Origin of the sequence: Vagococcus salmoninarum, assembly GCF_003987495.1 — a bacterium.
GTDB lineage: Bacteria > Bacillota > Bacilli > Lactobacillales > Vagococcaceae > Vagococcus_D > Vagococcus_D salmoninarum.
Genome location: NZ_NGJU01000028.1, coordinates 1 through 13,462, shown reverse-complemented (window position 1 = coordinate 13,462; position 13,462 = coordinate 1). Strand labels below are relative to the sequence as shown.

Sequence of the window (13,462 nt, the reverse complement as noted above, 5' to 3'; positions counted from 1 at the left end):
GAAATACAACCTTAGTATAACTTTTATGTTTGCCTTTTTCAAGTCAAAAACGTAATTCTTTTATTTTATTTTAAGCCCTTACATTTAGAGCCACTTTATGAAAAAAAAAAGCCGTAAAAACTTAGGTTGTTCCTAGGTTTTTACGGCTTTGATTATTCACTTAGAGCATTCTTGCCATAAGCAAAGATCTGCGTTAAGGCTGGAAAGGGTGACTCGTCTTCCGCTTTAATTAATTGATTAAGTTCTAACCACTCAATTTCTCGTGGCGAAATTTTGATTTTTTGCTCTGATAATAATTTTTCGAAATCGACTTCAAGACTGTCCCCAGTTGAAAAAGTCACAGTTCCTTTTGTCCAATAACTATCATGAGGGTAATCCCCTCGTAAAATAAAGCCTAATTCGTCAATTAAGACTTTTCGCCCAAAATCAATTCGTAAACAGGCTTCTGGGTCTTGATTAATCCCCCATGATTGATAAGGGTAACGGCCGTGATACTCATTAGCTAAAATACCATCAATTGCATTGCGGGCGTAAAAAGTCGTTTCATTGCGAGTTTCCACATTAGCTGAAGCATGAGGAAAGGCGCCACTATCATCTTTTTGATCATGAGGATTTAAGGCTAGATTCCCCTGTTGAGTGATTTCCGCCGCTGTGGCATAGCGAACAGCTAAATAATGACGATCCCCTTTAAACATATTCGGGTGGTAAGCCGTCCGGAAAGTCTCTGTAATGACTTGGTATGTCCAGCTTTTCCCTGGAACAAAAATCAGACTAGGTGAAAGAGTTCCTTCTAATTCTACCATTAAGTAATTATTTTCAGTCTCTAATTCAGTGATGATCACATCACCAGCTTGATACTCTTCGCGATAACCAAGATAAACAGACTCTTGACTACTATGTTCTCGTTTAACAACGCCGTCTGCGCCGACGATTTTAAGTTTAATTTCCAAAATTACGCCTCCTGTATGTCTTTTTCAATCAGTGCTTGGGTTTCTTTAATCAGTTCAATCGTTCGTGCCTGAACTTCTGGGGTCGCTCTAAACTTCGGCATACTAATGCTAAAGGCGCCGTATTGATTGTTATCAAGTTTTAGACTCGTTCCAATACAGAAACAATCCCGTTCCATCTCTTCATCATCAAAGGCCACCCCTCGTGCTTTCACAATAGCCAGTTCTTCAACTAAGGCTAAGGCATTAGTGATTGTATTGGCGGTAAAGGCCTTTAACTCAGTTTTTTCAAAATAACTAGTGACTTTACTTTCAGAAAAATTAGCTAAAATCGCTTTCCCCATGGCTGAGCTGTATAAAGGACGGGTCGAACCAACTTTGGAACTCATAAAAATTGATTGCCGTTTTGGCTCTAATTTCGTTAAATACATGACTTCATTGCCACTATAAATCCCTAAATGCAGAGTTTCATCGACAATTTCATGAAGTTTTTCTAAATGGGGAGTCGCGGCTTTAACTAGAACCGAATCATTAATGTATTTATTAGCATATTTAACTAAAGAAGGTCCTAAAGAATATTCTTTTGTTTCGTTGTTTCGGGTAATGTAACCTATTAAGAGTAACGTATCTAAAATTTTTAAAGTTGTTGATGTTGTCATAGCTGTATTAGCGGCAATGTCTTTTAAACATTCAGTGTCTTCTGATTCAGCTAAGTAATCAATGATTTTAGCTGCTCTAATTAAGACGGTGCCGTAAGGTTTTTTTGGTTCTTCCACTTAACCACCTCTTTCTCTTTTGGAAATTCATTATACCATATAAGAAATGATTTAGGATATTTTTTTATTTATCACTTGTTCCTTGGGGCTTTTTTAAAGTAAACGTTGATACTTTTTACTTGTTGGCTCCTTAGTGAGTAACACTAATTTACCATAGACTGGTTCCTCGTTAATAAAGTATAATTTATGACCTTGATAAGTGTCTTCAGGCTGAAACCCTAAGAGATAACTACTCCTTGCTGTTGTGATTTCAAGCCCACTACAGCGGTGAACAGGAACTGCTTCAGAACTACCTGATTGTCGAATAACTGCCAGTTGAATCCTAGCTTGAGGATCGCTACTAACTAAACTGTAGCCAAAAAAGCTATCAGTAAATTGACTCTGACTTAGAATTTTTTTAGTCTGGCTAATTTGGTTGTAGGTTGCTGAAAAAAGGCTATCTGTCAAGGTTTGTTGCTGATAATTCGACTGTAAATAAAGGCAAACTTCCTCAGCTCTGAGCTCTAAACTTGTTGCTGTTTGACAGACTTTAATCGCTGGATCTAAGATTAATGTTTGTGCAACGGCGTGAGCCCCAGTCCCTAAACAATAATCAGTGACAATTAATAAGTCTTCTGCCAGCAACCAAATGAAACTCCGTTGAATTTTTATTCCTTGCTGATCAACATAAGTCAGCTGAGTCACCCTTACTTCCTCATCAACGTAAGTTAAAGGCGCCAGTGGCGTACTTGAGGCATGATAACCCCAGGCATCCCGAATAACCGTCATTGGTTGTTGGTCAACTACTAGGACATTATGTGAGTCAGCTGCTTTTAGACTCATCCGTGCAGGCACCTCACAATAAGTATAACGACCTGGATCAATAAAAATATCTTGACCTTTGACAGAGTAATCAAAATGGCCGAGAGAAGCATGACCATGTCCGCTACTCAGAGGGCCATTAAAGACATGGAGGTAACTACCTTCCTTCGACCAATCATCGCGATAAAAATAATTACCGGTTTGCTGGTCGATTAAAAAAGTTTCCTTAGTTTTCTTACTTAACTCACTGAGCTGCTTTAAGAGGTCTTGGTCAGTAAACTTTTTCACACTCTTTGAGAAGCTCACTAATAAACTGTCTAAGGCTTTTGTTTCTAGATTAACTGCTAAAATCGGTTGTTCTAAAAGTAAACTGACAGTTTGAATCATATCGTTAATTTTAATTGAATCTGTGTCTCCTTGTTGTAACAAGTAGCCATTTGGTTTAACAAGAAAAGGCGCCACCTCTAACATTTTGGCAATGGTTGTTTCAATGATTTCTGGACAGCTTACTAAAGTTTCATCGTAACTTAAATAGACAGCTGTCAATTGACGCCAAACTTCCATAAAGTACAAGGGCGACTGTTCCCAATGAAGGCCAGACGCTTGCACTTGCAAGCTCACTTGCCGTTTTAATCGTTCTTGATTTAAGTGGCAGCTTTCTAAACTAATAACGTCAGAGATTAAATTTGCTGTCACAACAATCCCACTACTAATTAAAATTCCCCAGTTACTAAGGTCATACTTGTCAATGTAATGGTCATCTAAAAATTTCCCTTGGGCTGTCAATGAGGCTTTAATTTTTTGACTGTCAGTCTGACTTAAGATGTCTTCCTTCACTAAAGTGTCAAAACAGATTGCCCAGTAAAGCATCCGAATACCGGTGTCGATTGTCCGCCAAGCCGCTGAATCTGTGGCCTGACATTTAGCAAGCCAATCAAGAATCAAGACTTTGATTTTAACTAAATAAACGGGGTTATCAGTTATGTAAAAGACTGTTAATAAGTCTAATAAATATTCATGACGGTTCAACATATAAATCCACTCAGGATCATTATTGGGGGTGTAGAGCCAATCGATGTCTGTCATCTGAACACTTTCATGGTAAGGTTCCATATCATAAGGATGGGTAAAGATAAATTCATTATTTAATAACTTATTGGCATTTTTAATCAACGGTTCTGGATCGATTAAGCCTTTGGCAACTAAGTCTTTCATTAATACTCCTTGGGTCATCGTTCAAACTCCTTTTAAAAGAAAATCAGACTAAGGACATTTGCCCCTAGCCTGATAACTTGTTTTGCTAGATTTTGCCCACAACTGCCATCTTATCAATTTCAATAATTGTTTGATCTGCAATTTTTAATAACATGGTCTCGCCACCTAGTTCTTTAATTTCACCAATAATGCCAGCTGCCATTAAGACTCGGTCGCCGACTTTTAAGGCTTGTTGAAAATCTGCTTGGTGTTGCAGATGAGCCTTTTGACTTTTCTTTTTAGCTAAAGGAATCGCAACAGCGTATAAAAAGATCATCCCAATAATAAAAGCAATCAGTAAATAATTTTTCATCATTAAATGCCTTCTTCTTCACAGAAACCGTCATCTGCTTGTTCAATCACTGGACCTTCTGGCAATAACAACATCATTTCTTTCGCTTCTGTTAAACTGTGTTGCAAATCCTCACTGATTGTGGCAACTGATAATAACTCCATTTTAACTTTCATTAAAATGTCTAACATTAAATTCAGGGGAGCACTTGAGATAATATACTGTGTACCTTTGCCCTTTTCTAAAATCAAACGGCTAGCAATTTGATGTGGTGCTCCGCCAGTCATATCAGCAAATACAATCACATTGTCATTTTCAGTTAAATAATGACTCAGTTGTTCTTCGTATTGTGCATGAGTTAACTCTTGATTCAAATTAAATTTCATAATATTCTCATCTGTTCCTGCTAACAGTTTCAAGGCTGAAACCATACCGTCAGGATAATTGCCATGACCTACTACACATATATTAAACATAATTTACCCCTACCTACTTATTTTAAGATTCCTAACACTGATAATAAGACACCGACTACCATTAGTAAAGCGATTAGACTATAAGTTGACCATTTATATTTTCTAATTAAAAGATAAACCCCACCTGTAATTAACACTGGTAATAAATTCGGAGCGATTTTATCAAACACTGTTTGTAACGCCACGACTTGTGGTTCCCCTTCAACAGTTGTCGCATACTCTAAAGCGAGATTCGCTTTAACAAAGGAAACAGCTAAACCAGAAATAACGGTGACCCCAATCGTTGTGGCAATTGTGGCAATTTGAGCCATTTTTTCACTTAATGTTTCAATGACGCTAGTTCCTAGTTTGTAGCCTAAGTAACCCATTAACATTCTTAAACCAAAGGTAATTCCGAACATACAAACGATAAAGAAGATTGGCCCAGCAACTAAACCGTCTAATGCCATCCCCGCAGCAATCGTTGAAAACAATGGCGCTAAACCGAATTGTGACAATGAATCACCAATTCCTGAAAGAGGACCCATCAAAGCAAATTTAATTGCTCGAGTATCTTCTTCACTTTGGCCGTTGTCATACATTGCTAACTGCATACTAGTAATAAAAGGCACTAATTGTGGGTTAGTATTGTAAAATTCTAAGTTTGACACTGTGACTTCTTTTAGTTTAGCTTCGTCGTCTTTATAGATTTTTTTCAAACCTGGAAAGATTGAGTTTGCATAACCAGTTCCTTGATAGTTACCATAGTTAAAGCCATTTTGTAATAAATACGACCGCAGACTTGCGACTAAATAATCTTTTTTTGTTAATACTGGTTTTCTAGATTCCATCTTCAATTGCCTCCTCTGAGTCATCACTATTTCCAGTTGAGCTACCGTTGAAATAGTTATTTAAAGCTAAGATTGCTCCTGCAAATGCCAAACCGATAACGGGCATTGCTAAGTAAGAAATACAGACATACCCAAGTAAAATACATGGAATGTATTCTTTTTTAACCATGACATTTAAGATCATTGCAAAACCAATTGCTGGTAACAAGCCACCGGCTACTGATAAACCTGCGATTAACCATTGAGGAATAATTTCTACGAAACTACGTAATAAATCAATACTCATCGTTGCAAATAAACCGATTAAGAAACCAAAGATCGCGAATAAAATCCCTGTTAAGTTAGCACTTAACTTAAATGATTTATAATTGCCGGCATTAATGGCTTTTTTCGACCAGCTCAATGAGCCAGCATTAAGTGAATAAATAAAAGTAATCATAAATTGAATCATTACTGCGAATGGGAATGACAGTGATAAGGCTGTCGGAACATCCATCCCCGTATTTTTTAAAGCAATTGCCATAATCGTACCAACAACTCCCGGTCCGATTGGGTTCGGCGGAACAGTTCCACCAGCACCAACACCAAAGCCCATAAAGGCTAACTCAGCCGTTGCCCCCATCAATAAGCCTGTTTGAACGTCGCCTAAAATTAAGCCGACACCAAATGATAAAAAGATTGCTCGGTTTGTATATGTTCCCATGATTTGTCCAAGTAAACATACCGCTACAAAGAGCCCTACTAAAATCCCTTGTCCTAATGTTGCATCCATCTTAAATCCCCCTACTATTTAATTTTTTTCTAAATAATCATTTAAATCTAATTCAACCCCAGCGTCTCCGCCTAATGGTGTTGTTTTAGTATTAAATTTAACCCCGTATTTATTTTTTAACTCTTTCAAACAACGAACGTCTTCTTCTCCAACTGAAATATAGTTAGAGAGCTGTTTTTTATCTTCAGCGAAATGAATGTTACCAACATTTAACTCTTTAATCGGCACGCCACCTTCAACTAAACGTAAAACATCTTTTGGGTCTTTTGCTACTAAGAAAATTGTTTGCTTCGGTGAGGCTTTATGGATTTTCTCACACGTTTCAGCAATATTGAAAAAGCGCATGCCAATTTTTTTATTGATCAAAGATTTCATCAACGTTTGTTGAATCGGACTCGTTGACACCTCGTCATTTGCAACAATCACTAAGTTAGCACCTAGTGAGTTAATCCATAATTGGCCTTGGCCGTGAATTAAGCGTTCGTCAATTCGGACCATTTTAATGTTTGGTTCTGTCATTATAATTCCTCCTCTTACCAGTATAATTCCCAGTCTTTATAAAATCTGATTAACGCTTCTAAGTAAAAATAATCGCCCCAGATATTGCCTTCGTCGACTCCTTTACCTGAATGCCATGAATAAACACCATGCGTTAGTAACGAATTTTCTTGGTTTAAATCAGTGTAAGTATAGTTCGTCATCAACGAGCGCATCATTGTGTGCATGCTTTGTTGATAGACTTGTTTCTCACTATCGGTTTCTGGTAAATATTTCAACATTTCATGGATGCCACAAATGGCAATCGCTGCTGAAGATGAATCACGGGATTGGAGACTGCCATCACCGAAAATTAAATCCCAATATGGGACATTGTCTTCTGGTAGACGGTTTAAGAAATAATTAGTGACAGCTTTAAAGTCAGGAATAATCTCTTCGTCTTTATTGACGTAATACTGTAATGCTGTACCGTAGATTGACCAAGCTTGGCCACGGGCCCAACTAGAATCATCGGAATAGCCTTGACGAGTCATGCCACGAACCGGTGCGCCAGTTTTCGGATCAAAATAATACGTATGGTACGTTGAAGCATCTTCTCTAAACGCATTTTCAACTGTTGCTCGGTAGTGTGAATTAGCCATTTCAGCATACTCTGTTTGGCCAGTTTCTTCCGCCGCCCAGTAAAGTAAAGGAATGTTCAGTAGACAGTCAACGATTAAACGGTAGTTGTCTTCTGCACCTAATTCGCCCCAAGCTTGAATGAAGCCGCCCTTTTCTTGGTAACGACTAACTAATTGATCAGCTGCTAGTAAAGCGGCCTTTTTAGCCTTTAAATTACCAGTTAATTTATAAGCGCTGACACAAGAGGGGATGTAAAGAAAGCCTAAATCATGATGATTGACTTCGATTTTTTTCTCAATTCGGTCTAAATAGCTCTCAACATGTTTGTCAGCAAGTTCCCGGTATTTTTCGTCTTTAGTTACTTCATAAGCTAACCAAATCATCCCTGTCCAAAAACCATTAGTCCATTCAATATTACCCATTAATTCATATTCCCCATGTTTTGTTGCCGGACCTGGGAATCTCTCACCAAATTTAATCATATTGTGATCAACAAGTTTAACCGCTTGCTCAATTGCTGATTCAATTTCTTTTTTCGTAATCAAGCCTTGTTGATAAAAACGATGGCTGTTTGCCAATGCTTCTAGTTTCATGCTTAAACGCTCCTTCATTCTTTTGATACTTTTACATATGCAAGTCCCGTGCCAAAAAAAAGAAGCTTGCTGCGACAAGCTTCTTCTGACTAACTTGGATGTACTAACTAAAAAATTGGATGTGGCTCTTAAAAGGGGAAGTCGTTCAGATTAAGACTGAATAATTGATGAAGATAGGCTAACTCACCAAAATCAACTTGGACATGATAGATGCCTTCAAACTTCTCAAGGCCTTTTTTAATGACCGTCACAAAGAACTGATGCTGGGCTTTAAACTCTTCCAGGTCTTCCCGTTGATTTTCAACATAAGTCCGCGTAATCACCCGTTCAATCATACAACTAATATGGATATACAAGGCTGTTCTTAAATTATTGGGAATCGACAGTTTGAATTCTTTTTCCCAGTACTCCATCATTTCCGAAATTAACTGAATGGTTTTTTCTGGATTTAAGATACTGAGCATTGTTACTAAGTTTTCTAAAGAGAGAGCCTTCATCAACCCATTATTTAAACTGTGGATTTCTTTGACATCTAAATGGTCGCTGAACATCCGTTGCAAATGCTCGATTCCTTCTTCGCTCATAATATCGTCTAAGCCTAAGAAGGGAACGTCATCGATTCGCGGATTCGTTGTGCCAATACTTCCTAAGACATCATACCGAGCAAAGAAAGTCGTATTAGTTTTCATTTTAGTTAAATGGTCAAAATCCGTTACGACTAAATTAAGGTTGGCACTTTTAGGAATCGTCGCCATAAAAATCTCTTTTAATTTATTTGCTGTGCCAATCCCAGTTTGACAAGAAATAATCAAGGCTTTTTCTTTCGGCGCTTCGGGTTCAAAAACTGAATAGTGAGAATAGTGTTGGTCAGAAGCTGAAGATACCAGTTGGGTAATGTTTTCTTTATTAATAATTTTAAAGCCTACGTCGAGGGCTAATTTGGTTGAGACATTATCGATGACCGCAAAAGGGCCAGCAACTTTGTCTTGTAACGCTAAGCGGAGATCTTCGGTATGACCAATATCGATTAAGACTACTGTGCCATTACGGGTTTCGTGTAAAGATAAGTAACGTCTGAGTTTACGGGTGATTTCATAAAAAGAAACATCTAAATCCATGTCAATCCCGTGGAAAACTCGTTGGCCAATCATTTGATTCGCCGTTTGGCTAAGACTACTAGCAGTACTATGACCGTGACAAATAATCACTCCTTGGATTTTATCAATCGAAAAGGTATGGTAATAATACGAAACAATTACCGTGAAAATCAATATATCAAAGAAAGTTAAACGATCATCGGCATAAGGTAAGACTTGATAAAGCAATTCTTTTAATAAAAACATTTGGCTATAAGGGACTGAACCTTCTTGCTCTAACCTTGCTAAGACTGCCATAACATCAGCAGATAGCTCCGTCTCATAATTCGCCACGGAAAAAACAATTTCAAGATAATCACTAATTGCTTTTTGAGCTTCCAAACTTAAATCGATTTGATGAATGTCATACATGGTTTTACTAATCTGGCCCATGTGTTGTTGAATCAACTCGTGAATTTCAGGGTCGATTAATTTCTTACTTTTGTGAGTGACAATTAATTTATCAACGGCTTCATAATTTTGATTAATATATTCTCGAACACTTAGTTCTTCGGTTAGTAGTTGTTGACTTAAACGACTGGTTTCATTCACCATCTCAGCATACAAGACTTGTTTAAGATCATAATCGGGATCAGTCACTTCTCCTGTTGGTAAAATTGTAATCAATGTTTCACTAAACATATCAACAAACTGGATGACTTCTGACTTCATCTTCTCAGGCAAGAAACTAACTAAAACTTTCACTGTTTCTGACTGATTATTAACTTTAATAAAAGCATGACCTACGAGGTACTTGATTAAATTTTTCATTTCCCCAACATTGCCCGTATAGGAATAAGTAATTAAAAAGCGAAAGAGTTCAATGCTTAGACTAATCGGTTGTTGGATATTTTTCGCTTCCTCTTTGAAAAAGTGTAGTAAAAAAGCTTTTTTCTCTTGATAGCCACGGCTGTCTAAAGACGGTAAATTAGTGACAATTGGAATTCGTCGAATAAACGTATCGAGTAAATACTCATCGACCTTTTCCGTCGTCGCGAACATTAAACGAACTTGGGCTTGGGACCAATGAGTATTTTCCCCCATGGGTTTATACTTGCCTTCATCAATAAAATAAAAGAGTTTTTCTTGGCTTTCAGAGGACAAACGGTGAACTTCATCGATGAATAAAATCCCGCCATCACTGGCTGCAATGAGCCCTTCTCGGTCTGTCTCCGCCCCAGTAAAACTACCTTTACGATAGCCAAACAATTTTGACGTTAATAGTTCTGGATTATCGGCATATTCCGCGCAATTAAAAATTTCCAAAGGGGCGCCTTGAGCTAGTATCCCTTGCTTAATCGCATATTGATACAATTGTTTAACAAGAAAAGTTTTACCCGTTCCTGTGTCCCCAGTAATTAGCAAAGGCAACCCGTTATTCGGGTACTTCAGGGCGACTTTACACTGCCTTAAAGGTTCTGACAAACTGCGACTAGAGCCTATTAAACTCTCTAAAATTTCGCCACCGACTTCTTTTTCTAGTTCTAAGAAACTATCATAAATGGCTTTTTGAGGTTGCTTCTGATAGCTTTCAACAATTACCGCCACTGGAATATAGTAAACCGGTTTAGTGTTAATTTTAATTAATTGTTCTTCTTTAAATAAATTATTAAGATGATGATTGACGACTGTTTGCTTTTGACCAGTCTCAATCGCAATTTCTTTCGTCGTTGCGAATTGGTACGCCTCTTCTGAGAGGGTAATCGCTTTCTTTCCTTTGCTTAATAAATAGGCTAAGTATTCTTCTTTTTTCATCCGTTCACCTTCACTTGCAGATATTTTCGGTGCTTTTATAATACTTGCATGATATATAATTTTTGAAACGAATGCAAGTCTTGTTTTAATAATTAACGTCGTAGAGTGATCTAAAAAGACAAAAAAGCTCATGAGTTATGACTATCTCATGAGTTTTTCGATTTATTTTATTTTTTTAGTTCCGGATACAATAAGTCTAGGACATCTTCCGTTAAACGACGGCCAGTCCCTTTAAATGGGTAGACATGCATGTGCATCGCTGGATTAAAGTTGGCTTCAATAATGCCGTACTGACAGCTTTTTCGTTCAGCTGGTTGGTTAGCATCAAGAATAATTAAATCAATTCCGCTAATTTTAGCTCCTAAAGCTGCTACTGCTTCGATGGCAATTTTTTTATAACTGTCATCAAACTCATCGGTGACATCGATCGAATCGCCACCAGTACTGACGTTAGAATTTTCTCGTAAGTAGACTAACTCACCTTTAGCTAAGATACTGTCAACTGTATAACCTTGCTCACTAAGCATTAGTTTTTCAATATCCCCAAGCATAATCTGCTCTAATGGGGCTCGGTGATGAGTGCCACGTAAAGGGTCTTCGTTTTTAGCTGCCACCAGTTCCGCAATTGTTTGCTTGCCATCACCTGTCACATTAGCTGGAATTCTTAATAGAATCGCTTTGACTTGATTATCGATGACGAAGAAACGGTACTCTGTTCCTGTTAAAAATTCTTCGACTAACACTTCAGAATCTTCTAGAAAGGCTAAACGAATGGCTTCTTGATAACTCTCAAAATCAGCCCCCTCTTTGAAGATGGAAATGCCAATGCCATAGTTAGTTGATTTAGGTTTAATTACGATGCCGGCCTGACCAAAGTAGCCAAAATCAGCCAAGGCATCCTCAGCTGAGGCATACTCTTTCCCTTGGGGAACTCTAAAACCAGCTTGAGCTAATAGTTTCTTAGTTACTGTTTTATTTTCCATAATTAAAGGCACAACGTAATTATCGCGACTCGTCATATTAGCATTTTTAACGTATTCAATTTCTTTGTTAAATTTAAGTTTTAAAAATTGATCATGGCGATCAATCACTTCCACATCAATTCCTCGTTGAATGGCATCAAACATCAAAATTTGCGTTGATAATTCCATGTCACGGTAGCCGGCTAGTTGGTAAGGTTTGGCTTCGGCGGACTCTTTATAAGCTTGTCCTTTGGCAACAGCAAACTCATGATGACTCGTCCCGGCTTCAAATAAAGAGACAAGTTGGCCAGATAAGGTTTTAGCTGGTTCTGAAAAAGCTTGACGATACGTTTCAATCAGTTCAAGACTTGACTGATTTAACTGAATCTCTTCGGCCATCTCTAACATGCCATTAATGATTGACAGGCCTTCTTCAGCGTATTGAGTCTGACTTAAAGGTCGTTCTAAGGCAACTTCATTATTCAAACGATCGCCTTTTTTAATTAGTTCGTCTGGTTCACAATGATCATTATCAAGCCACAACATATACATTAAAAAGAAATGTAAGAATTCAATGTTTTCTTCTTTAATGCCATATTTAGCAAAAGGATCATTATCAATGTTCCGTACTTCGATGTACTGGACACCGTGGGCTTTTAAATCTGCTACAGTTTTACCACCACGTAAGCGGACCGGTGAATAAAATTCTTTTTCTTCTGACATAATCCCTTGGTCAACTAAACGTTCAATTCCAGCAACGTAGTCTTGAATTGACTTATAAGAAACAAAGACATCATCATGGTTCGTGTAACCAAAATCACTGTTACGAATACTCCGAACGGGTTCGTCTGGCACCTCAGCATCTTGACCTGTAAAATAACCTGCTTCAGAAACTGGTGAGGCCCCTAATAAGTAAGTAATAAACCAACGGAAACGTAAATAATTTCGTGAGACTTTTAAATAGACTTCGGTTTTAAACTCATCTAAGGTTGCAAACTCACTTTGCTCTTTAAATAATTTAGTAATTAGTTCTGGGGCGAATTCAAAGTTATAGTGGATCCCACTAATCATCTGTTTTCTTTTACCATAAGATCGTGCCAAATAACGACGATATAAGACATCTTCAAAGCGCTCTAACTTAGCGATAATGATATCTTCGTCTTTTTCAGGTAAAATTGGCGGCATACTCATCGGCCACAACATCTCATCTTTATTCATCGAACGTAGAACAACTTCATGATTGGCTGCTAAATATTCTAAGACTTCTCGGGCAGAACTTGCTACTGGGGTAATTAATTCAACTTGGGTTTCACTAAAATCCGTTTGAATCGACGGGTGATAACTACGACAACCTAATGTCTCGGGATGGTCGCTTTTTGCTAACTGACCATCTAACGTTACCCGCTGACTTTCTTTTTCAAGTCCAATGCGAACTTCTTTAAAAAGAGAACGAATCCCTTCTTTGCTTAATGCTTTTTGTAATGTTTTCATTTGTTTTTCACCTCGGTAATAAACTAACTTCAATGCAATTATAGCATTGTCACACTTAAAATGCTTTTAATTGGTTTAGACCATACTTTTAGTCAAAAAAAGCGAGTGTTAAAGTAACCACCATTAATTAATGGCTGTATAATTTTTGGTGTGGATGAAGAAATTCATTCACGCCTATTTTTACACAAAAAAATAGAAACATATGAACTTTCCAGTTAGAATAAAGTTGCTAAGACCAATTCAGGGAGGAAGATTCAT

General features: G+C 37.6%; 11 protein-coding genes. All 11 read right to left on the bottom strand.

The window, feature by feature from the left end:
- Positions 1–152: 152 nt before the first annotated feature.
- The 11 genes from CBF35_RS13750 to gshAB all read right to left on the bottom strand — a co-directional run bounded on the left by CBF35_RS13750 (position 153) and on the right by gshAB (position 13,204).
- Positions 153–950, bottom strand: a complete 798-nt coding sequence (locus tag CBF35_RS13750; protein WP_126782219.1) for a hypothetical protein — start codon at positions 948–950, stop codon at positions 153–155.
- Between the two features lie 2 nt (positions 951–952).
- Positions 953–1,723 (bottom strand): IclR family transcriptional regulator, encoded by a 771-nt coding sequence (locus CBF35_RS13745; RefSeq protein ID WP_126782217.1) that lies wholly within the window; start codon positions 1,721–1,723, stop codon positions 953–955.
- Positions 1,724–1,816: 93 nt separating this feature from the next.
- A complete protein-coding gene (locus tag CBF35_RS13740) occupies positions 1,817–3,757 on the bottom strand; it encodes a heparinase II/III family protein (RefSeq protein ID WP_126782215.1) in 1,941 nt (646 codons plus the stop codon).
- Between the two features lie 67 nt (positions 3,758–3,824).
- Positions 3,825–4,094: a preprotein translocase subunit YajC gene (gene yajC, locus CBF35_RS13735; RefSeq protein WP_126782213.1), complete on the bottom strand. Its 270-nt coding sequence runs from the start codon at positions 4,092–4,094 to the stop codon at positions 3,825–3,827.
- Positions 4,094–4,546 carry a PTS sugar transporter subunit IIA gene (locus tag CBF35_RS13730; RefSeq protein WP_126782211.1) on the bottom strand — a complete coding sequence of 151 codons (453 nt, stop codon included), beginning with the start codon at positions 4,544–4,546 and terminating at the stop codon, positions 4,094–4,096. The genes yajC and CBF35_RS13730 overlap by 1 nt, the downstream gene beginning before the upstream one ends.
- A 17-nt stretch (positions 4,547–4,563) precedes the next feature.
- Positions 4,564–5,376, bottom strand: coding sequence for a PTS system mannose/fructose/sorbose family transporter subunit IID (locus tag CBF35_RS13725; RefSeq protein WP_126782209.1), 813 nt, complete (start codon positions 5,374–5,376; stop codon positions 4,564–4,566).
- The gene (locus CBF35_RS13720) at positions 5,366–6,148 is read right to left on the bottom strand and encodes a PTS mannose/fructose/sorbose/N-acetylgalactosamine transporter subunit IIC (protein WP_126782207.1); all 783 of its coding nucleotides are present in this window, start codon (positions 6,146–6,148) and stop codon (positions 5,366–5,368) included. Before CBF35_RS13720 ends, CBF35_RS13725 begins: the two co-directional genes overlap by 11 nt.
- 18 nt (positions 6,149–6,166) lie before the next feature.
- A complete protein-coding gene (locus CBF35_RS13715) occupies positions 6,167–6,667 on the bottom strand; it encodes a PTS sugar transporter subunit IIB (RefSeq protein ID WP_126782205.1) in 501 nt (166 codons plus the stop codon).
- 14 nt (positions 6,668–6,681) lie between these two features.
- Positions 6,682–7,860 carry a glycoside hydrolase family 88 protein gene (locus CBF35_RS13710; RefSeq protein ID WP_425330191.1) on the bottom strand — a complete coding sequence of 393 codons (1,179 nt, stop codon included), beginning with the start codon at positions 7,858–7,860 and terminating at the stop codon, positions 6,682–6,684.
- 128 nt (positions 7,861–7,988) lie between these two features.
- A complete protein-coding gene (locus CBF35_RS13705; RefSeq protein ID WP_170174808.1) occupies positions 7,989–10,751 on the bottom strand; it encodes a sigma 54-interacting transcriptional regulator in 2,763 nt (920 codons plus the stop codon).
- Positions 10,752–10,918: 167 nt separating this feature from the next.
- Positions 10,919–13,204 (bottom strand): bifunctional glutamate--cysteine ligase GshA/glutathione synthetase GshB, encoded by a 2,286-nt coding sequence (gene gshAB, locus CBF35_RS13700; RefSeq protein ID WP_126782199.1) that lies wholly within the window; start codon positions 13,202–13,204, stop codon positions 10,919–10,921.
- Positions 13,205–13,462: the final 258 nt, after the last annotated feature.